This window comes from Sphingobacterium alkalisoli, assembly GCF_005049105.1.
In the GTDB taxonomy this organism is placed as follows: Bacteria; Bacteroidota; Bacteroidia; order Sphingobacteriales; family Sphingobacteriaceae; genus Sphingobacterium; species Sphingobacterium alkalisoli.
In genome coordinates this window covers 1,494,559-1,518,168 of the sequence record NZ_SUKA01000001.1, presented here as the reverse complement: position 1 = coordinate 1,518,168, position 23,610 = coordinate 1,494,559, and the positions used below count along the sequence as shown (strand labels likewise).

Sequence of the window (23,610 nt, the reverse complement as noted above, 5' to 3'; positions counted from 1 at the left end):
ATTGTCTTGTTTTTATATCTATTCCGGACTGACCTGGCTGGTCAGTTATTGCTAACTTATCGTTCTTAACTTTCGCCAAAAACTTCAGCTACTCGTTACGTTACATGATCATTTCCTTAAAGAACTTATTTCGCATCCGCTTCGCGCTTCTGCTGCTATTTCAAAGCCCGAAGGCCCTTCTTATCTCTTTTTCAAAACCCCTTCGTTTCCGACGGGACTGCAAAGGTAGAAATCTTTCCCGAAACTCCAAAATAAAAAAAATTTATTTTTTCGGCCCTCTCCGATTTCCGCGTTTAAATATTGTTAAACCCTTCTTTTTTCAGGTGCCGGACCCTGCGGTCCGGCCGTTCCTCCCTTGCGGAGTGGTGCAAAGATAGGAACTTTATAATATTACTTCCAAGCTTTCGAACAAAGTTTTTCATACGCGAAGCGTAACCTACTGGAAGTTTGAACGATAAATTTACGTCCGCCCGGCGGCAGCACCCGGCGGCATGCTCCCGAGCCGCTTTCATGCACGGAAATCAGGTAACCGGTATACACCTTCCCCCGCCTTTCCCCTGACCAATACCCAACCATCTTCGACCGATATATTGGCTTCGCCTTAGTGTTATCTTAGTGTTATCTTAGGACTATCCAGGAAAAGGTAAGGCAGCACTAAGACAGGGGTAAGACAGGCGTAACCTCACGGGGCCGAAACGGGCGAACAACGTCCGAAGAAGGTCCGAAGAAAATCAGGAGCACGAAGACACAAATAAATCCGCATAAAAAATTATGGGAGACACAACCAACTTCAGGTAAAAGCTATAGGTAATGATTTACTGCAGCTTGTTTACATAAAAAACAAATTGAATATTAAAAATTCAATAAAAACACATAAAAACAAAAAATTATTCTATATATTTATATCATCATCGAATATTATAACTAATTTTATGACAAATAAAGAATTAAAGACGCTTAAGATCAAATTAGAAAATCACGGAACTTCAACCGGAAGTAATTGGTTTACCAATAAGGATACAATCCTTTCCTCCTCGCCTACCAATGGTAAACCCATAGCACGCGTAGAATGCACATCCTATAAAGAATATGAAAAAGTAATAAAAGAAGCTGAACATGCAAAATTGATTTGGAGAGATATTCCTGCGCCAAAACGGGGAGAAATTATCCGTCAACTAGGCGAAAAACTTCGCGAAAAGAAACCAACTCTCGGCAAACTGGTATCCTATGAAATGGGAAAATCGTATCAGGAAGGGTTAGGCGAGGTACAAGAGATGATAGACATTTGCGATTTTGCTGTCGGTATTTCGCGTCAACTTTATGGCAATACCATTCATTCCGAACGCCCCGGACATCGTATGTACGACCAATATCATCCCTTAGGTATTGTCGGGATTATTACTGCTTTTAACTTTCCGGTGGCCGTATGGGCATGGAACAGTGCTTTAGCACTGGTCTGTGGAAACGTTGTGGTATGGAAACCGAGTGAAAAAACGCCTTTATGTGCAATCGCCTGTCAACATATACTTGCTGACATATTAAAATCAAACAAATTACCTGAAGGTATTTCATCTCTCCTAATGGGAAACGCAGAAATCGGCACCTGGCTCTCCAAAGATTCCCGTGTCCCACTTATATCAGCAACAGGTTCGACACGAATGGGGCGCCAAGTAGCGATGACCGTAGCCGAAAGACTCGGTAAGACCCTTTTAGAGTTAGGGGGCAATAATGCCATCATCGTTACACCAAAAGCAGATTTAAAAATGACCATCATTGGCGCAGTATTTGGCGCAGTAGGCACTGCAGGGCAACGATGTACAAGTACAAGAAGATTGATCGTTCACGATAGTATATATGACAAAGTTAAGACATCGTTGGTCGAAGCCTACAAACAAATAAAAATTGGCGACCCTTTGGATACGCAATACCATATGGGACCTCTTATCGATATCGACGCCGTACAGAAGTATTTAGATGCATTGTCAAAAATTAAGGAGCAGGGTGGAAAAATTTTAGTAGAAGGCGGTGTACTTAAAGGGGATGGCTATGAAAGCGGATGTTACGTAAGTCCGGTTATAGCAGAGGTCGACAATCAGTTTCCTATTGTTCAAGAAGAAACCTTTGCACCTATACTATATTTAATAAAATATTCTGGCGAAGTACAGCAGGCAATTGCGATACAAAATAATGTGAGACAGGGGCTCTCCTCATCCATCATGACGACTGATCTAAGAGAAGCGGAAGTTTTTCTCAGCCAAAATGGTTCAGATTGTGGGATTGCAAATGTAAACATTGGTACTTCAGGCGCAGAAATAGGTGGTGCTTTTGGAGGAGAAAAAGAAACAGGTGGGGGCAGGGAATCGGGATCTGACGCGTGGAAGGTTTACATGCGGAGACAGACCAATACCATAAATTACACGACAAGTCTTCCCTTAGCTCAGGGTATCCAATTTGAGCTTTAATGAAAAATCAAGATTATGAGAGAGGTACATCAAAGATTAGGAAAACATATATTAGCAGACGGGTTGCCCATGGTAATTGATTTGGAGCAATCTAACGGTTCTTACGTGGTGGATATAGATGGTGAAGCTTATCTGGACATGTTCAGTATGTTCGCTTCTTCACCTATCGGCTACAACCACCCACATCTGGTTGCAAATTCAGCATTATTAAAGAGCGTTTCAATAAACAAACTGGCTTTGTCGGATATATACCCAGTGGAGTTTGCCGATTTCTTAGATACGTTTGCACGTGTGGCAATCCCTAATGAACTGGATTACTGTTTTTTTATCGACGGTGGAGGACTTGCTGTTGAGAATGCTTTAAAAGCAGCCTTCGATTGGAAAACACGAGTAAACTTTTCAAAAGGTATTAACAAAGAGGCAGGAAAGGTTATACACTTTCAACAAGCCTTCCACGGTCGTACAGGATACACATTATCACTGACAAACACAAAGGATCCCCGAAAGTATATGTATTTCCCAAAATTCGATTGGCCTCGTGTTACTAATCCAAAATTACACTTCCCATTAACGGAAGAAAGTTTAACCGAAACCGTTGGTTTAGAGGCACAATCTATTATAGAAATTGAAACAGCTATTCGAAATCATCCAGATGAAATTGCCTGTTTAATAATAGAACCTATACAAGCAGAAGGTGGTGACAACCATTTCCGAAAAGAGTTTTTCCAAAACCTCCGCAACATCTGTACTCAGCACGAGATTATATTAATTCTTGATGAGGTTCAAACTGGGTTGGCGATGACGGGAAAAATGTGGTGTTACGAACATTACGACATCATTCCGGATATCATCGCATTTGGAAAGAAATCCCAAGTATGCGGCATTCTTGCAAGTAGAAGTAAATTTGATCGTATAGAAAATCATGTATTTAAAGAATCAAGTCGGATCAATTCTACCTTTGGAGGAAATTTAGTCGACATGGTTAGATTTAAATTGATATTAGAGGTTATTGAGAAGGAGAATTTGGTCGCTCAGGCGAAAGAGAAGGGTGAATATTTGTTAAAACAACTGGAGAGACTGGCTCAGGAGTATCCAGAAATTTCTAACATACGCGGAAAAGGCTTGTTAGTTGCCTTCGACTTTAAAGACGAAAAAATGAGAGATACTTTTGTTCAAAAGGCGCTCCATAATAAATTACTAATCTTGGGATGTGGCGACAAGAGTATACGTTTCAGACCGCATCTTACCGTTTCCATCGAAGATATCGATAAAGCCTTTGAAATTATCAGAAAAAGTATTTAATAGAAAGGCTCCAGGAAGTGAAATCATGGAGCCTTTCTATCATCATAAAAAATAAGCTTACCTCTTTGGCTTACTCGACATCTCGAATTCAAGACTTCCTCCATTTTGCAACAAGGCGTAAGAAAGTTTGAAATCTTTAATTTCCTTCCCATTCCAGCTCACTTTTCGTACGTACTTATTGGCTACACTTTGGTTTCTAGCATTTACTTGTATCTGTTTTCCGTTTTCCAGATTAATCGTGGCCGATTTTACCAACGGACTTCCAATCCAATAGGTGTCATCTCCGGGTGCTACAGGATAAAACCCCAATGAACTGAAAATGTACCACGCACTCATCTGTCCGCAATCGTCGTTCCCTCCTAACCCCGCTTCACCGTTGTGATATTGATTGTTGATAATTGTTCTCACTTTTTCTTGTGTCTTCCAAGGGCTATTTGTAATATTATAGAGATAGGCGACATGATGTGATGGCTCATTTCCGTGTACATAGTTCCCAATTATGCCTTCTCGAGTAATATCCTCTGTGTGTTCAAAATACTTATCAGGCAGGTGCATTGTAAATAAAGAATCTAAATAGCTTTCAAGCTTTCTTGCCCCTCCCATAGTATTCATCATTTCTACAGGCTGATGAGGAACATACAGACTATAGTTCCATGTATTTCCTTCGATAAAACCTTGGTTATGGGTCTCTAACACATCGAATTTGGGACGGAACTCCCCTTTACTATTTTTGGGCCGCATAAATCCGATCGAACTATCATAGAGATTTTTCCAGGATTCCGCCCTTTTGGAAAAGTCCTGATACAGTGTTTCATTACCTAGCTTTTTTGCCAATTGTGCGATACACCAATCATCGTAAGCATATTCGAGGGTATTGGAAACGGAAGTTCCCGACACATCATCCGGCACATAGCCTAGGTCTATGTAGGCACCAATCCCTTCATACCTGCGCGTGTTGGCCGTCTGTACACATGCTTGTAGAGCAGCATTCGCATCCCCTTTATATACACCTTTTAGTATAGCATCTACCACAACGGAAACACTATGGTAACCACTCATACACCAATTATCATTGGCATAATGTGACCAAATGGGCAACATCTTGAGTACACTCTGGTCGTAATGTGCTAGCATAGAAGAAACCATATCCGCATTACGTGATGGATTAATTAAATTCAAAAGCGGATGAAATGCCCTAAATGTATCCCATAGCGAAAAAGACGTATAATTTATAAATCCGTCAGCCTGATGAACCTCTTGATCGAGACCTTTATATTCACCGTTTACATCCATATAGATAGTAGGCATCAAACTCGCGTGATACATCGAGGTATAGAAATTCACCATATCTTCTTCAGACAGCATATCCACTTCAATCTTCTTGAGTTCATTTTCCCAAGCAGATTGACCCTCCGCAACAACTTGGTCGAAATTCCAGTTCGGAATTTCAGCTTCCATATTAGCTACTGCATTAGTCATACTCACCGGACTTAAGGAAACTTTCATCAGAATAGACTCCTGTTCTTCCGTATCAAAGTCAAGATGTAGCTTGAGGTTGTGTCCCGCTAGATCGGGGAAGTTATTTCGTTGATCAAATTTGCGCCAGAATCCGCGATAAACCTGGTTACCGTCAAACTGACCTGAACCATAATTTTTAAACGGTTTAGATGTCCGAATCGCGAAATAAACCGTACGTGTTCTTGCCCAACCATTTGTTTGTCGATATCCGGTAATCAATGAATCGTTATGTACCTTTAATACGGTCCAAACATTTTTCCCGTCGTAATTATAAATGCCTGAAGTTAGATCAATGACGATATGGGATTCGGTCGATTTAGGGAAAGTGTATCTATGCAGCCCCACACGAGTGGATGTAGTTAACTCAGCCTTTATATTGTGGTCATCCAACAATACTTGATAAAAATTCGGCTTAGCTACTTCCATCTCATGACGATAACGCGATCGATAGCCTTCCTCAGGCCGCTCGGCAGTTCCTGTATTTAACTGTAATTTCCCTTGTGTAGGCATCACCAATATATCCCCTAAGTCTGAATGTCCTGTACCGCTAAAATGCGTGTGACTAAATCCCACAATAGTAGGATCGTTGTATTGGTAACCCGCACAGTATTTATAAACATCTCCGTTATATTTACCATCGACGGCATAAGGAATTGTATCCGTATCAGGACTAAGCTGTACCGCGCCAAATGGTACAGTAGCGCCTGGAAATGTATGTCCCATTTTCGCTGTCCCTATTAGCGGATTAACGTAATCGACCAACTTCCTCTGCTGCGCAAAAGTAGAATCCGAAACAGAAATCAATAAGGAAATGATCAATATCAATTTTAACATCAATTTACTAGATTTTAAGATTTCAACTTAGGATTTTGTGCATAGCTCGTCCACAACTCGTCAATAGTTTTTCCTGTATTCTTTTTCCAAAAATCAGGTGTATATTGTTTTGTGCGCATAGCTTTATCTAATTTAACCACCAACCTCTTATCGTAATTTTGTTCAATCCAATAAAAAAAACGAGCTGTGATACGATAAGCATCTTTGTAGGAATGCTTTTCATTAAATTCCGTTAGTTTCCAATTCGCCCCTTGATTGTCAACCCCCATCACATGACGCACATAGTCTGCAATTCCCTCCGTTACCCAACCTGGTCCCGCTCCATTCGGATATTCTTGAACAATATGCATTATTTCATGCGTAACGACATCGATATCTCTCGGGTTTTTGACAAACCATGCCGGATTGTAGCGTATCACCCCCCCTCCAGCTGCAGCCACGCCATCATAATCAGGATCTATTACAAATGTAACCGATTTACGCGTATTCTTGTTGTATCTCTTTGCTTGCTTCGGATAATTCAAGAAATAAACGTCGATCAGTTCCTGCTTCAACGTTGGACTAAAATCCTTGTCTTTATTGATCCATACTAATGTAAACTTCCCCTTAGTAATGGTGTCAACATCCACTGCACTTTTTAGATCATTTTGTGTGTCACCCCATCCTTGTGCGCTAAGTGTATGAGCACATGTGATGATGGCAATAAATGTTAAAATTTTAATAAAGATATTTCGATTCATAATTTATTTTTTAGTGCTTTTTAATTCATTGGACATCGAGTAAGGAACAGCAGATTTAGTAGTACCGCGTGTTTTATTCGGACTTTCTGACATATCAAAAGTTAATTTTGCGCCTTTCATTAAGGCAGCATGGCTTAACCAATTTTTATCGTGTGATTTACCATTAATTTTTAAATCATCTACATATACATTTTCATTACTTGAATTTGTAGAGGTGATTTCAATCGTTTTACCGTTTTCTAACTTTAATGTCACTTTGGGAAACAGCGGCGCCCCCAATACATACTCATCCGTAGCCGGACAAACTGGGTAGAAGCCCAAAGATGAAAACACATACCAAGCCGAGGTTTGTCCATTATCCTCATCTCCACAGTAGCCATCCGGCGTTGCCTTGTACATCCGATCCAGTACCTGTCTGATCCAATATTGGGCTTTCCATGGCTCGCCACTATAGTTATAAAGGTAAATCATATGTTGAATAGGCTGGTTACCATGTGCGTATTGCCCCATGTCTGCGATTTGCATTTCACGTATTTCATGAATCGTTCCGCCATAATAGCTGTCATCAAAATCCGGCTTCTGATTAAATACACTATCCAACATGTGTGTAAAGACTTTCTCCCCTCCCATCAAATCAATGAGCCCCTGTACATCATGAAACACACTCCATGAATAATGCCAGCTATTGCCCTCAGTAAATGCATCGCCCCACTTTAGTGGATTAAACGGACTTTGAAAATTTCCATCCTTATTCTTCCCTCTCATTAAATTTGTAGACGGATCAAATAGATTTCGATAATTCTGTGCACGTTTGGCATATAGTTCAATATCTTCTTTTGGCTTTTTCAAGGCTTTAGCTAATTGATAAATCGTAAAATCGTCATAGGCATACTCCAGCGTCCGAGCCGCATTTTCATTAATTCCTACATCATAAGGAACGTATCCTAACTCATTATAATATTGAACACCTTTCCGACCTACAGCAGTCATTGGCCCCTCATTATTTGCACCGTGTTTTAATGCTTTATATAACGTTTCAATATCATAGCCACGAAGTCCTTTCATGTAAGCATCAGAAACTACAGAAGCCGAATTATTTCCGATCATGATATCTGCAAATCCGGGGCTACTCCATTCTGGAAGAAATCCACCTTCCAAGTAGGCATTGCGGAGGCCTTCCTGCATTTCAACATTAATCGAGGGATACATTAAATTCAAGAAAGGATATAGCGCTCTGAACGTATCCCAGAATCCTGTTCCTCCGAACAAATATCCGGGCAGTACTTTCCCATTATAGGGGCTATAGTGTACTTTCTCACCTGCTTCGTTTATCTCATATAATTTATTCGGGAAGAATAACGTGCGATATAGGGTGGAGTAAAAGGTACGCATCTGATCAATATTATCTCCTTCGACCGCCAGCTGGCTCAATTTCTCGTTCCAAATAGCTCGTCCATCCTTTTTCACTCCTTCAAAGTCACGATCGCCGATCTCTTTTAAGTTTAGGAGAGCCTGCTCTGGACTGATAAAAGACGAGGCGACTTTCACATGGATTGGATTATTTTTGCCCTTCACCTTAAAGCCTAAAATAGCTCCGGTATGATTGCTTTGCGATTTTGTTTTATTGTTAAACCGTTTTTTGTCTTCCCATGTCGAAAAATTATCGAAAGGCTGGTCGAAAACCAAGACAAAGTAGTTCTTAAAATTCGGCAACTTACCTCGGGAATAACGTGTCGAATAACCAATCACCATATTTTTTTCAGGAATGATCTGGACCTCCGATCCCTTATCAAATGCATCGAGTACCACAAACGCACTATCCGTTTGGCTATAAGTAAACCTGAAATAAGCTGCTCGTTCTGTCGGCGTTACCTCAGCTGTGACATCATGATCTGCTAAATAAACAGAATAATAATACGGAGTTGATTTTTCAGCTTTATGGGAAAACCAACTTGCACGTTCGTCCTGATCAAATGCTCCTTTCCCTGTTACAGGCATTAAAGAAAATTGGCCATAGTCATTCATCCATGGTGACGGCTGATGAGTCTGTTTTAATCCACGGATCTTATCCGAAGCATAAGTATACTGCCATCCATCACCATTCTTACCGGTTTGTGGAGTCCACATATTCATTCCCCAAGGAAGACCAATGGCAGGGTAAGTATTTCCATTAGATAGAGAGGGTTTAGAATCTGTGCCCATAAGAGGATTGACCAAATCAACGGGATCGATAGATTTTCCATTCAGCTTTTGTGCGAGTGTAGAATTAGGAAGTAATGTCCCTAATCCAATAGCTACACAAAGCCAGTGTGTAATTGTGTTTATTTTCATTTTTTAGATTGTACTTAGTTTCATACTCAAGTATAATGGCATTTTGTATTCTTCATATATCTTCTGTGCTTCGATTTCCGTAACACACAAAGACCTGCCTAAGGCCCAATTAGCGGGATTTTATTTTGCACGTCAAATTTCACAAAACCTCTACTAAAAGGTATTAGCGTTCAGCTAAGATAGTTATGACAGACGGAAATATCTGTTAATGAATTGTTAATAGCGTTATATTAAGTTATGCCGTAACCTGAAGTATAAAACCTTTGCCGTAGACGGTCGATAACTTTACTCGTGTAGAATACTGGAGGAGCTTGCGAATACGAGAAATAAATACATCTAAACTTCTGCCCAGAAAATAATCGTTCTCTCCCCAAATATTTATCAGAATCTGTTCTCGTGTGAGCATTACATTTAAATGCCGCGCGAAGAGACTCCATAATTCAGCCTCCCGGACAGTCAAGTTCACCTGATTTCCATTTGGAAACACCAGTTTTAATGCATCTTTAAAAAAAGTAAGGTCACCAATTAAAACAAAATCTTGAAGGGGTGTTACGCTACCTTGTCTTTTCAGTATATTTTTAATCCGCAATAAAAGTTCTTCTATATCAAAAGGCTTACTGATATAATCGTCCGCTCCTATTTTCAACCCCGTAAGACGATCTTCCTTACTATTTCGAGCCGTAAGGAACAGAAAACTTTGGTTGCTATTTACTTTTAGAATTTCTTCCACCAGTGAAAAGCCATCCATTCCCGGCAATGTAACATCAATAAGCGCAAGAGCAAAATCAGGATTTATGTTATAATCTTCCAACGCATTTTCTGCACTTTCATACCAAGTTATATCCAGACCAGACATTTCAAGATACTGTTTAGTTAGCATTCCCAAATCAATTTCATCTTCTACAAAGAGTAATCTATGTTTCATCTTATTAGAGATTTAAGTTCTGCTTAAAACAATTATAAATTCGGATCCTTTTCCAACTACACTGTTCAATTTAATGTTCCACCTGTGAAAATCAACAATTTTCTTGACATAAAAAAGTCCTAACCCTAAGCCCGCCGTTTTTATCTTTTCGGATTCTCGATAAAACTGGTCAAACACTTTATTCTTTGCCTTCTCGCTAATGCCTATTCCATTGTCTCGGATAGAAACTTGCAATTCATTGTTTTGTTGGATGAGTTTAACATGAATAATTTTCTTCGAACTCGTGTTAAATTTCACTGCATTATCTAACAAATTAAAAATAAGAGTTGTAAAAAGGAACTCATTTAACAAAACGGGGTTTGCCGAAGAACCTACTTGATCATCAAACTCGATCACGACTTCATTCCTCTTATTTAGATTATAGTCGTGAAGGATCTGATGAAGCAGGTCTTGAATATCGTACAGCCCTTGGTCGACAGATTCCTCTTCTAGTTTCGTCACACTAATCGTCTGATTAATTAGACGTTGTAATCTGACCGATTGCCTTTGTATAACAGCATGTATCAACTGTAATTTATCATCACTGGCATTTAGATTCTTTAGCGATTGATTTGCGACGATTATTGATGCCAAAGGCGTATTAAATTCATGTGTCACACTATTTAAAAAATCAGTGGTCATCATAGAAAGCCGCTTCTGCTTATGCCAATTCTGATAGATCATGATGTATATAACAACAACCATCGCTAAACTGATCAACGAAAGCAGAAAGACTGGCAGCATCTGGAGCATTACACGTGTACTCCTCGACTCATAGTCGACATGCCATGCAAATGATATTCTATAAGTATTTTCAATGGGACTACTTACCGATATGCGGGTAATCTCATTATTCTTATTGAAAGAACGTAGACTTCCACCCATCGGAACACCTGCGTACTCTGTTTGGCCATCGAGTGCTATATAGTTGACTCCGTCATTTGTGACGCTTAACTCGAGCAGCATGACGCAATGAAGGAAATCGTTATCATTAAGATTCTCCCTTAACAGCGAGGTAAAAAAAGTATCCGCTCTCAGTCCATTGCGTAGGTCATGAATGACTTTTCGATACAGGGAGTCGCCATAAGATTGAAATCTCTTTATATCGTTGTCATACAATATAGCAAGCGTATCTATTTCGTGTAGTATTACACTATCAATTATTCTCTTACCTCCTGGATAAACGTAATCATTGACAATTCCTTCCCTATATCTTCTATTCAACAACTCTCTTTCCTCTAAAAAATACTGTGCATTAGTAATTTCGTATGTCGAAATTAAGAATTTGAGCTGTAAGATAATTAAAAAAAAGAGTGCGGCGAAAGATAATATCTTGTATCTATTTTCAGTAATACGCATAATCAAGGATAACGAGAAGGACTTAAACAGCACGCAAACTTAGATAAAGTTGCGATTATATGCAATCACAATTGCATGATATAATATTATTCCCCTAGAACCGCTGTCACCGATTGTCTAAATCGTGTGCGAACCGGCTTTCCATTAACTAGTCCAGGTGACCATTTTGGCGATCTCTTCATCACGCGAAGAGCTTCCTTAGCAAACTCAGGGCTTATATTATGTTGATTTACAATTTCCACATCACAAACTTCTCCATCCTCGCAGACTGTAAATTCTAAAATTGCCGTTTGTTTAATACCATAGTCAACATAAGCGGTACTATCCATGGCGTAAATCGCATTCCGAATATCGAGATTTCGGCTAAGGAATTCATTCCACCTCTTGACACCACCCCTAAACTGAGGATATATATCTACATGTTCAACTACCGATGTATCTTGTAAGCAGTGCATTATTTTAGAAGTCGAAGTATCACTTTTAGCTGTAAAACTTATCAACGCACTACTGAACATACCTAACCAAAACCATTTCATAACCACCTCCTTTTATCCTATTACTGTTCAATTCTTCAAGTTACAAACAATCTGTTAGATTAATTCAACGGCAAATCTATTTTCTCTAAAAAATTTTGTTGCTCATCCGTTAAGAATGACATTGGAGTTTCAGGATTTTTAATAATTTCAAACAGAAGATACCCCCAAGGTTTCCAAAAGTTTTCCAATACTTGTCCGTATGTTTTTACCGCCCAACTGTCGAAAATAGGTTTTAAGGTAAAGTCGTTCAATGGCATAGGTTCTACATAAACTTTCTGCGGAGTTTCCATATAAGTATATTCAGGCAAACGGTTAAAAAGATAGGCAGAGTAGAAATAACGGGCACATATCTCTTCAAATTGTATGGGATGCAACTTGTGTTCTACTACTTTTTTCAATATCTCTTCATGATAGATGCTATGCGTACCGTTGTCTTGTAATGTCGCTATTATCGCAAAATCATTCATCCGTAAAGAGAACACCAAGGTATTGATTTCATCTCGGTACAAAAAGGTTTCAGGTGCATTTTCAACTGAAAAAACCTGAATGCTAAATGGATTTTTATGTTCAAACTCCATCGGCACAACAATGGATTGTAACATCGCATGAAGATTGCGAAATTTATGTACCAGTGCTTGCGAAAAGTTCATGGGCTCGCCCGATAACAAAGCTTGACGAATTCCGACTTGGATCTCATTGAAAACTACACCATATAAAATTTTGGATACCCATTGGAACAACGTGATCTCATCTAATTTCTTTACCGCATCAAATCCTTGTCCCATAGCCTGCTCCACTTGTCTTTCTACATTTTCAAATGCCAATGCAGTCGAAACCGAAGAGGGAAGCTGCAATTGTTTATAGGTCAGAAAACTCTCATCCAACATTTTAAATGGCTTCTCCTCCAGATCAAAGGCGCGCATCATCCAAACTGGAAAAACCTGTATCTGTTCATCGGGAGACTGCAACTCTTGCCCTGTAAGGAAACAGGTTTTGTTGTCAAATTTAAAATCTAAAAAAGGATTGTAAAGTTTTGTTGCCATATCGTGCACAAAGGTACAGGTTTTACGAAGAGTAAAGTCATTGAAAAATAAAGTTTGGAACGTACTCCATTACTAATTTACATCACATACCTGTGTCTCACTACATAACATTTACTTTAAAGTTTTCAAACACCAAGGAGGCATTGACTATATTACCTTCTTTGGTCTTCACCCCTTTAAGTTCAGAGGTCCTACCTTTTTCCAATAAGTTTTTCATTTCCTTTTCCTCCAACAAAACACCATTTAATACTCTCCAAATTTTAAAATCGCAGCCTCTAGCATAATGATCACATTGGGCAACCTTCTCGAAAAGCAAAATATGACCGGACTGACATTTCGGACACTTAATTTTTCCTTTCTGTTGCGGCTTTACTTCTTCTTGTACAATAGCGATACGAAGTTGTAATAGTTCTTTTGTAATTTTGGCCGTATAATCTTTAATGTGTTTCATAAACACATCATATGAAACTTTATTCGCACGCATTTCTTCCAATTTCTGTTCCCATTTTCCCGTTAGGGTTACTTTAGAAATAGAACGATCTTTCACCAAATTATAGACAGTCAATCCCTTTTCGGTCGGAATCAATTTCTTCTTATCGCGCTTGATATAATCTCGTTGAAATAACGTTTCAATTGTCGCCGCACGCGTAGCTGGTGTACCAAGCCCACAATCTTTCATCGCTTGTCTCATCTCATCATCTTCGATATCCTTTCCCGAAGTCTCCATGGCCTTAAGTAAAGAAGCTTCTGTATGAATCGGTCTGGCTTTGGTAAATCGCTCCGCCAGCTCCAACGTGAGTATTTCCAACAATTCGTCACTCGAAAGCTTTGGAAGTTGTGTATTTTCGTTGTCCTGATCATCCGTATTTTTCTCTTCGTCGGGCAATTCGACTTGATCGACAGATAAACGCCAGCCGTATTGTCGTATAACGGTACCCTTTGCAATTAATTCTACGCCCTGAGCATCGATAACGACGGTCGTAATGTCTTTCAGACAGACTTCCGAAAAACTTTCCACCATACGCTTAGCAATCATATTGTAGATATTTTGCTGTTCTTTTAACATAGGGCCGGGCTTTTCTTCCGTAACGAGTAAAGCATGGTGATCCGTTACTTTTTTATCGTCGACCGATCGCTTATTAAGCTTCGCGCCTATTAGATTGCGCGAAATTGCAGCGATATTTTCTTCCGCTGTGTCTGCAAGATGCTGAAACAGTTCCCCCATATTCTCAAAGACATCCTCGCCGATATACCGCGAACCAGTTCGCGGGTACGTAATGACCTTTTTTTCGTAGAGTGTTTGTGCAATACCCAGCGTTTGATCTGCCGAATAACCATATTTCTTATTCGCATCCTGCTGTAACGAAGTCAAGTCAAACAATAAAGGAGGTTGTTCTTTCGTTTCTTTGGCTTCCACTTTTAAAACCTTTGCATCCGAACCAACCGTAACCTTTGAAATGGCTTCTTCTGCCACTTCTCTCCTTTCAATCTTTTCGGAAGTTGCTTTAAATTTTATGTTATCCTTTTCAAAACCCGCTTGTATCTTAAAAAATGCCTGAGGTTTGAAATCCTTATTTTCCAAATAACGAGAACAAATCATAGCCAAAGTCGGAGTCTGCACACGCCCTAGAGAAAGCAAACCCCGATTACCCGCCGCTAAGGTAATTGCCTGTGTCGCGTTGATACCGATCAACCAATCGGATTCTGAACGCGAACGAGCAGACATATACAAACTATCGTATTCCGATCCCGCTTTGAGCTTCGCAAAACCCTCTTTGATTGCTTTATCTGTCTGGGAAGAAATCCAAAGCCTCTTAAACGGAACCGTGGATCCCAAATAGTAATAGATATTACGAAAAATCAGCTCCCCTTCACGTCCAGCATCCGTTGCTACAATAATTTCTTCTGCCTCATCAAGCAGCCTTTTAATCGTATTCAATTGCTTCAATGCTCCCGCATCATCTATTTGTTTACCATCTTTTCGGAGCTTTTTCACCTCCAAACGAAACTGCTGGGGGATAATAGGTAAATTAGAAACCGACCAGGTATTGTAACCATAGGCCTGAGGAGTGCACAATTGGACCAAGTGTCCAAAAGCATAGGTAAACGCATAACCATTACCGGCTATATACCCATCCTTGATTTCCTTTGCCCCCATCACTCTGGCTAAATCCCGTGCCACCGATGGTTTTTCCGCTATTACAACTTTCATATTCCTCTCGCTCCAATCACGTGTCTAAGTACTTTTTAATAAATAAGCTCATTTATAATGACGGTATGGAAATTCCTTTAATCTTTCGATATAAATCTATCGCATAAATGTCTGTCATCCCAGACACATAATCCAATACGGCGCGTATCTTCGAATAGGTATCCTCTTTATGCGTATGAAATTGTTGTGGAATCATGGCTACCATCTTTTTATCAAAGTGCCCTTTATCTTTTTTTAGATAAGCCGGAATAAATTCTTCCAGCAATGCATTCATTACTTTGAAACCTGCTATTTCGATCTGCACTACCGTTGGCGCGTTATAGATACGCATTACTGATATTCGCTCTATTTCCTTCATCTGTAAGACAATTCGTTCATCTAAAGCATCCACCAATGGTGTTTCAAATGTGCCTGACAAGAGTTTATCCTGATTCTGCGCAAAAACCTCTGCACACCCGTGAATCAAGGTATTGATCGCCTTGGCGCGCAACAACTCTACCCGACTACCACTATCTGCCAACCCATTCAATCGATTTCGCAAATCTTCCCCACCACATAAAGGTAGCAACAAATTTTCCACCTCGTCATAAGAGAGTATTTTCAGGTGATGTGCATCTTCCAAATCGATGATATTATAACAGATATCATCGGCTGCTTCCACCAGATATACTAAAGGATGACGCAAATACCCCTGCGAATTAGTTGGATCCCTTTCTAGACCTAATTCCTGTACGATTTTTTCAAATGCCTTTTTTTCGGGAGCGAAGTAACCGTACTTCTTACGGTGATGACTACCTTTAACATGGCCATCAATAGCCGCACAAGGGTATTTTACAATGGAGGCCAAAGTAGCATAGGTCAAGGCAAAGCCTTTATCGTCCTTGCCGTTGAATGGATGTGTCAATATACGCAAGGCATTTGCATTTCCTTCAAAATGTGAAAGATCCGCCCATTCTTCTGCGGTCATCTCCTTTTCATATTCCCGCCCTCTTCCTTCCGTAAAAAAGGATGATATGGCAGCTTCACCGGAATGCCCAAATGCAGGGTTTCCTAGATCGTGTGATAAGCATGCCGCCGAAACAATATTTCCTACTTCCTGTAAAAAAGGATACTCTGCATCGAGATTTGGATTCTGTTTCTTCATCAGATTATAAAATAACCTTCCCAGGGATCTTCCTACACTGGCCACCTCTAGACTATGGGTCAATCTGTTATGCACAAATACCGCCCCCGGAAGGGGGAAAACCTGTGTTTTATTCTGTAAACGACGAAATGGGGATGAAAAAATCAACCGATCATAATCTCGTTGGAATTCAGATCGTGCATCAAATTGATCATTCGGTACACGCGCTTCATAGCCCCATCGCTTTGCAGATAACAGTTGTTTCCAGTTCATATAATATTCGGATTTTGCTGAGCAAACTTAGATAAAATGCTTTTATCTAAGTCAAAATATTTAAAAAAGGTTTGTAATTGAGCCAATATTCAGGGGGTGCAAAAATCTCATTTGGCTCAAAAACAAACCTTTTCTGCATAAAAAACCAACTATTTTCAACCAAAAATAAAGGCTAAAAGACTTTTAAACCCGTTTTTTTAGCTAAAAGAACTGGCAATCTCCAAAAAACTCACTTCTAGGTGTTTTGTTAAAAAAGCTAGGTGTTTTGTTCTAGGAGATAGCTGCTTTTTTCTGAAAGGTAGGTGATAATACAAAACAGCTAGATAGCAACACAAAAAACCTAGCTATTTCCCTCTACAAGCTGTTTATCCTTTATAAAGTAGAAGGTTAACTCAGGTGTTACCATGAGTCCTATGCCCAATTGTAATTACCGCGAAACGCGGTTCTTTCGTCTAGATAATAATCCCGCAAAAAGATTAACAACATAAACCATTTGCCCCAGTAATAGGATGACAAACAAAATAGTAAAATTTTGTCTTACTGCAGCATTTTTAGCTACCAATCGGCTCCACTCACTATCCATACTATATTCTACTAGTTGCAATTGCCTAAGGAATGAAGAATCATAATAACAATATACCGCTAACGAAATACAGAGACAGGTGTACAACAGTACATGTGCCGAAATCCAACTCGCCAAATACATCCATTTTAATGTAAGTTGATAAAGCAGAGCCCAGCTAAATGAAAAGATAAACAATAGTTTGAACACTTGATGAAGATCAAAAACAAAAAAAGAGACCGCACCTTGAAGTGTAGCAGAATACGATTTACCGATACCCAATCCATATAATACAAGAAATAGCAGACCGTAAAAATAAAATATGTAAAAGGATTTTTGATGAACCATAATATTATTCAATAATAACTTAAAAATATGTATTTTTATACGATATAAAAATATATTATGACAACTTATTCCTTACCTAAACCTTCAGACTTCGCGCATACTATTAATGGCAAAAATACGCATTTAATTATCCTGACCAACCGGGCGGGCATGCAGGTCGCGCTAACGGATTATGGCGCTCGTTTAGTAAGTGCACTGGTACCAGACAAACGTGGCAATCTCGTTGATGTTGTGCTAGGTTTTGACTCCATACATGGATATCTCGGAGCCAAGGAAAAATATCATGGTGCTACGATCGGACGATTCGGGAATAGAATAGCAAATGGAAAATTTAATTTGGACGGCACGGAATATACATTAGCGCAAAATAATGGTCCGAACAGCCTTCACGGTGGCGAAGGCGGATTTCACTCGAAGGTATGGGATAGGCAGGTAAGTTTCAAGCAAAAAGTAGACTTTTATTATGTTTCCCCTGATGGAGAAGAAGGTTTTCCTGGCGAAGTAAAAGTCAAGGTATGCTATGAACTGACGAACGAAAACGAAATAATAATACGTTTTAGAGCGACAACAGATAAACCCACTGTTATCAATTTAACGAACCATGCTTATTTCAATCTAAATGGAGAAGGCAATAGTAATATTTTAGATCATCTACTTCAGATCCCATCCACGCATTTTATTCCAATTGATGACAATCAAATTCCTTTTGGCAACGAAGCTCCGGTAGAAAACACTCCTTTTGACTTTAGAACTCTCAAAAAAATTTCGCAGGATATTGGCGACGACGATCTGCAGATTAAAGCAGGAACTGGATATGATCACACTTTTATAAATCCCAATCCACTCTCCCAAGCAGCCGCTACGGCGTATGCTGAAGATTCAGGCATTCAACTTCAAGTATACACGACCGAACCCGGCATTCAATTGTATACAGGTAATTTTTTATCCGCGGATAGCGGTAAATCAGGAAACGAATACCAAAAACGTGGCGGTTTTTGCTTTGAGGCACAACATTATCCCGATAGTCCAAACCAACCTAATTTTCCAAATGTTGTCTTACGGCCTGGCGAAGAATTTCAATCTCAGATTAGCTACAAGTTTAATATAGTAAAATAAAGTAGCTTTTATAAAGGCTACTTTATTTTACTAAGGTTGTCAATGCCGTTTCAACTTTCTCAAATCCAAACCCTGCTTTTACCTCGTTAAACATTCGTTGAATCTGGTCATTGCACAAATTACCTATACTTCCCTCGTGCGTATGGTTCACCTCTTTAGCAGGTTTGAAGGTTCCATCTTCAATCGCTAAACCAATATTTTTATACGCCTCGCGAAATGGAATTCCTTTAAGCACCTCGTTGTTTACCACTTCGACACTAAAAAGATAATCGTATTTTGGATCATCCAATACATTCTCCTTTACCGTGATGTGTTCCAACATGAATTTAGTAATTTCCAGACAATCACTCAACGACTGAAATGCAGGGAACAGGTTCTCTTTCAACAATTGCAAATCGCGGTGATATCCTCCTGGTAGATTTGTAGTCATCAATGCTATCTCATTTGGCAAAGCCTGTATCTTATTACAACGTGATCTAATTAACTCAAATACATCCGGGTTTTTCTTATGCGGCATAATACTGGAACCCGTAGTAAGATTTGCTGGAAATGAAATAAAGCCAAAGTTCTGGTTTATAAACAACGTCACATCCATTGCAAATTTCGCTAAGGTAGCAGCGATTGAGCTCATTGCTTGTGCTAAAATACGCTCTGTCTTCCCTCGGCCCATTTGTGCATACACCACATTATAGTTTAAATCGTCGAACCCAAGGAGCCTAGTAGTCATCGTACGATCCAGGGGAAACGAAGAACCGTAGCCAGCAGCCGAACCTAGGGGGTTTTTATTGCAAACGCGCCATGCCGCCTTCATCATTTCTAGATCGTCGACCAAACTTTCTGCATACGCGCCAAACCACAACCCAAAAGAAGAGGGCATCGCGATTTGTAAATGGGTATATCCCGGGATCAAAATATCTTTGTGCTGATTACTTAACGTGATCAACTGTTCGAAAAGCGAAGTTACTTGTCCGACTAAATGTTGGATTTCAGAGCGGAAGTAAAGCTTCAAATCCACCAAAACCTGATCATTTCTTGAACGACCCGAATGAATCTTCTTACCGGCGTCGCCAATACGTTTCGTTAATAGCATTTCTACCTGCGAATGCACATCTTCCACCGAATCCTCAATCACAAAATTTCCCTGTTCGATTTCAGAATAAATATGTTTTAGTTCACCCTGGACAGCAGTGAGATCCTCCTCCGTCATCAATCCAATCGCATTTAACATACGTGTATGTGCCAAAGATCCCAATACATCAGCCGCCGCCAGATGCATATCCATGGCCCTGTCGTTTCCTACCGTAAATGACTCCACGAAGGAATCTACATTAATATTTTTTTGCCAAATTTTCATCAATATTTAATTTGTCTTTTAATGGCTGATGAGAGCTCGATTGTAAATTTATAGCGCTTTTCCTATCTATTTACATCTCGGTTTCATCAATATTTAATTTGTCTTTTAATGGCTGATGAGAGCTCGATGTAAATTTATAGCGCTTTTCCTATCTATTTACATCTCGGTTTCATCAATATTTAATTTGTCTTTTAATGGCTGATGAGAGCTCGATGTAAATTTATAGCACTTTTTTCCTAACCATTTACATCTCCGCCACAAAAATACCATTTCAAACGTAAAATCTTCCATACAAATACGTGCATTTAATATATCCTCCCTTTTATTTATATAAATTTACTGTCGACAATTAATTTAACATCTTCATGAACATCAAAACTCTCCTTTTTCTTTGCTTTCAAGTTGCCGGTTTGGCAACCTACGCGCAGGAAAACAAAATCCCCATTAGCTGGAAAGATATTCCGTCTTGGTCTTACATACGAATGAACAGTGTGCAATATACAAACGATGGAAAATGGACAGCCTTTGTTTCGGGACCCACACAAGGTGACCTTAGCCTTACATTGCGAAAAACGCTAGACACAACTACTTATAATTATAAGATCGGCGGAGAAGTAAATCCATTCGAGTTCAACTATAACAGCAAATATATTGCTTTCTTCGAATCACCAAATTACAAGGACATCAAAGCCAATGAAAAAGCAAAAAAACCAATCTCAAAAAAGTTAAAAATTGTTTCACTCTCGGACACCACATCCACCGTTTTTGACAATGTACAGTCCATTCAGTTTTCAAATGAAGACAGCAAATGGATAGCTATTCGTTTTTCAAAAACCACGAGCCGACCTGCCGGTCAACCTTCCTCAGAATCTGGGAAAGGATCCGATCTACTCCTTTATCATTTAGAAAATAAAAAGAGCTTCAACCTTGGGAATGTGAGTGATTTCAAATTCAATAAATCGGGACAGTATATTGCATATACCGTTGATGCCGACGGAACAAACGGCAATGGAATTTTGCTTTTAGACCTAAAAACAGGCTTAACTTCTATTTTACAGAATGACAAAGCAAATTATTCTAAAATCAACTGGAACAAAGAAGGCACCGCATTTGCCTTACTTAAATCAAAGAAAGACAAAAATTACAAAGAACCTATTTACACGTTAATCGGCGTTAAAAATATCAAGGGCGGACAAAATGACCTATTCACATATACCGGGTTAGATGAAGATCAAATTACATCCGGTTATGGCATAAGTCAGAATAGTATTCCTTACTGGAGTAAGGATCTAAGCACAATATTCTTTGGTATTGCCAAAATTGAGAAAGCTGAAAACGAAAAATCCGGCGAAGCTAAAATTGATAGCGTCGCGAAAGACAGCACCAATCAAAAAATAGATTTAGCAAAAGACACACTAAGGTCAGATAGTACCGCTGTACAAATTGCTGGTGAAAGACCTAAGAAACAGAACGGCGATAACAAAAAAGACTTAGAAAAACCCGATATGATTATTTGGAATTGGCAAGATAAAAGACTGCAATCTAGCCAACGAAACCAACTAGAATCAGACAAAAACTACATGGTAATGAGTTCATTGTATGTCAACGAAAATAGATTCATTTCTTTGGCGGACAGCAATATCCGTTCTATTGTACTTTCCCCCACCCAACAGATCGGATATGGTTTGGATTTCAAACCTTATGAGTTCGAGTCCAACCTCAATGGGCAGGTATATGCCGACCTGTATATCATCGACGTAAAAACAGGTAGCCGAAAGTTGGGCGTTGAAAAACTCTATCTGAATGCGACAGGAAGTATAAAATTCTCTCCATCCGCCGATTACCTTCTTTATTATCACGATGGCAATTATTATACGCTACATATTGCAACATCGGTAAAGACCAATATAACAGACAAGATTCCAACTACCTTTATTGATGCTTTCGACGACCATAACGTTTCAAAACCTGCCACTTCAAATTTTGGATGGACACAAGATGGCAAACATGTCCTTCTGAAAGACAATTATGACCTTTGGAAAGTTTCAGCAGATGGGAAAACCTATAGCAGTCTAACCAGCAATTGGAAAAACCAAAAATTAACTACCTCCCGTTATAACAAGATTTATGAAGATGATGATTTTATTGATTTAAAGAAAGATCAGTATTTCACCCTTTTCGACGATAATACGAAGCAGTCTGGAATTGCCCTTCTAGCGGCCAATAAACATAGCTTAGAAGTATTGTCATTAGCAGATGTATCCTTCGGATTATTTAACAAATCCAAACATGGTGATCAGTTTTTCTATAGTAAAGAAAAGAGTAATGAATCTCCGGAGATCTTTACAAGTACAGACAAATTCCTGAAAAGTGAGGTGAAATTAACTTCTAATACCCCTGATATGGAAAATTTCGCCTTTTCGTCTGGATCGAAATTATTAAGCTATGTAAACGATTTCGGCGACACATTACAAGCCACCTTGTTTCTACCAGCGGATTATGTAGCTGGTAAATCATATCCTACCATAACTTATATCTATGAAAGATTAACCGACGGAACGAATAGTTATTCCAATCCGGCTTTTCCTGGTGGTGGATTTAATAGAGCGGTGTATAACAGTAACGGCTACGCTGTATTGATGCCAGATATTACGTACAAGCTCAACGATCCCGGAATGTCTGCAGTTGCATGCGTGGTACCGGCAGTCAAAGCTGCTATCGCAACGGGCATAGTTGATCCCGATAAAGTGGGATTGCAGGGGCACTCTTGGGGAGGTTATCAAACATCCTTTTTAATTACACAGACAGATATCTTTAAAGCGGCCGTAGCCGGCGCTCCATTAACGAATATGATCAGTATGTATAGTTTGATCTATTGGAATTCCGGCTCCACAAATCAGAGCATATTTGAATCCAGCCAAGGTCGTTTAACGTCAGGGTACTGGGATAATTGGGACGCTTTTGCAAGAAATTCACCGATTTATCATATTAAAAAGGTAAATACACCTTTGGTTATTATGCATAACGATAAAGACGGTGCAGTCGATTATACCCAGGGGATCGAATATTTCAATGGACTTCGTCGTCTCAATAAGCCGGTCGTTATGCTCACCTACAATGGAGAGAATCACGGACTTCGCAAAGAAGTAAATCAAAAAGATTATGCAGTACGCATGATGGAATTTTTTGACCATTATCTCAAAGCAACTGAGTCACCAGATTGGTGGTCAAAAGGTATTGACTATATTGACCTTCCAAAACATCTTGAAGAGCGGGCATTCTAATCTTTAAATACATAAGGCGCGGACATTCTATATCTGCGCCATAATATTCCCTCATCAAGCTGAATAGCAATTAATAAGTAAGCACTTACTTTTTTTTAAAAAACATCTTTGGGTAAAGGATTTATATGCCTATGTTTGTACCACACGGGAGATGAAAAGAACAAGAGAAAGTGAGTTAATACTCACAAAATCTTACGACCCAGAGATAAACAAACTAAATGATGGTAGACCTCAACGTCTCGAAACTTG

General features: G+C 39.3%; 15 protein-coding genes. 4 read left to right on the top strand and 11 right to left on the bottom strand.

Annotation, left to right across the window (positions count from 1 at the left end):
* Positions 1-932: 932 nt before the first annotated feature.
* Both amaB and lat read left to right on the top strand, forming a co-directional pair.
* Positions 933-2,462: an L-piperidine-6-carboxylate dehydrogenase gene (gene amaB, locus FAZ19_RS05700; protein WP_136819715.1), complete on the top strand. Its 1,530-nt coding sequence runs from the start codon at positions 933-935 to the stop codon at positions 2,460-2,462.
* A 15-nt stretch (positions 2,463-2,477) separates the two neighbouring features.
* The gene (gene lat, locus FAZ19_RS05695; protein ID WP_188876054.1) at positions 2,478-3,764 is read left to right on the top strand and encodes an L-lysine 6-transaminase; all 1,287 of its coding nucleotides are present in this window, start codon (positions 2,478-2,480) and stop codon (positions 3,762-3,764) included.
* A 57-nt stretch (positions 3,765-3,821) separates the two neighbouring features.
* Here the strand turns inward: lat and FAZ19_RS05690 are convergent, their stop codons facing one another.
* The 10 genes from FAZ19_RS05690 to FAZ19_RS05645 all read right to left on the bottom strand — a co-directional run bounded on the left by FAZ19_RS05690 (position 3,822) and on the right by FAZ19_RS05645 (position 17,607).
* A complete protein-coding gene (locus tag FAZ19_RS05690) occupies positions 3,822-6,116 on the bottom strand; it encodes a GH92 family glycosyl hydrolase (RefSeq protein ID WP_136819713.1) in 2,295 nt (764 codons plus the stop codon).
* Positions 6,117-6,130: 14 nt separating this feature from the next.
* A complete protein-coding gene (locus FAZ19_RS05685; protein WP_136819712.1) occupies positions 6,131-6,856 on the bottom strand; it encodes a basic secretory protein-like protein in 726 nt (241 codons plus the stop codon).
* A gap of 3 nt (positions 6,857-6,859) precedes the next feature.
* A complete protein-coding gene (locus FAZ19_RS05680) occupies positions 6,860-9,187 on the bottom strand; it encodes a GH92 family glycosyl hydrolase (protein ID WP_136819711.1) in 2,328 nt (775 codons plus the stop codon).
* A 235-nt stretch (positions 9,188-9,422) separates the two neighbouring features.
* A complete protein-coding gene (locus FAZ19_RS05675; RefSeq protein WP_136819710.1) occupies positions 9,423-10,112 on the bottom strand; it encodes a response regulator transcription factor in 690 nt (229 codons plus the stop codon).
* Positions 10,113-10,124: 12 nt separating this feature from the next.
* Positions 10,125-11,510, bottom strand: coding sequence for a sensor histidine kinase (locus tag FAZ19_RS05670; RefSeq protein ID WP_136819709.1), 1,386 nt, complete (start codon positions 11,508-11,510; stop codon positions 10,125-10,127).
* An 86-nt stretch (positions 11,511-11,596) separates the two neighbouring features.
* Positions 11,597-12,046 (bottom strand): energy transducer TonB, encoded by a 450-nt coding sequence (locus FAZ19_RS05665; RefSeq protein WP_136819708.1) that lies wholly within the window; start codon positions 12,044-12,046, stop codon positions 11,597-11,599.
* A gap of 59 nt (positions 12,047-12,105) precedes the next feature.
* A complete protein-coding gene (locus FAZ19_RS05660) occupies positions 12,106-13,089 on the bottom strand; it encodes a hypothetical protein (protein WP_136819707.1) in 984 nt (327 codons plus the stop codon).
* Between the two features lie 100 nt (positions 13,090-13,189).
* A complete protein-coding gene (locus tag FAZ19_RS05655; protein WP_136819706.1) occupies positions 13,190-15,301 on the bottom strand; it encodes a type IA DNA topoisomerase in 2,112 nt (703 codons plus the stop codon).
* Between the two features lie 52 nt (positions 15,302-15,353).
* Positions 15,354-16,697: a deoxyguanosinetriphosphate triphosphohydrolase gene (locus tag FAZ19_RS05650; protein WP_136819705.1), complete on the bottom strand. Its 1,344-nt coding sequence runs from the start codon at positions 16,695-16,697 to the stop codon at positions 15,354-15,356.
* Between the two features lie 427 nt (positions 16,698-17,124).
* Positions 17,125-17,607: a hypothetical protein gene (locus FAZ19_RS05645; protein WP_136819704.1), complete on the bottom strand. Its 483-nt coding sequence runs from the start codon at positions 17,605-17,607 to the stop codon at positions 17,125-17,127.
* A gap of 57 nt (positions 17,608-17,664) precedes the next feature.
* Between FAZ19_RS05645 and FAZ19_RS05640 the strand changes: the two genes are divergently transcribed.
* On the top strand, positions 17,665-18,723 hold the full coding sequence (locus tag FAZ19_RS05640; protein WP_136819703.1) for an aldose epimerase family protein: 1,059 nt from the start codon (positions 17,665-17,667) through the stop codon (positions 18,721-18,723).
* Between the two features lie 22 nt (positions 18,724-18,745).
* On the opposite strand, the gene argH is transcribed toward FAZ19_RS05640, so the two are convergent.
* Complete coding sequence (gene argH / locus FAZ19_RS05635) at positions 18,746-20,077, bottom strand: argininosuccinate lyase (protein ID WP_136819702.1); 1,332 nt, start codon at positions 20,075-20,077, stop codon at positions 18,746-18,748.
* A gap of 365 nt (positions 20,078-20,442) precedes the next feature.
* Here argH and FAZ19_RS05630 point away from each other — a divergent pair, with 365 nt between their 5' ends.
* A complete protein-coding gene (locus FAZ19_RS05630) occupies positions 20,443-23,361 on the top strand; it encodes a S9 family peptidase (protein WP_136819701.1) in 2,919 nt (972 codons plus the stop codon).
* Positions 23,362-23,610: the final 249 nt, after the last annotated feature.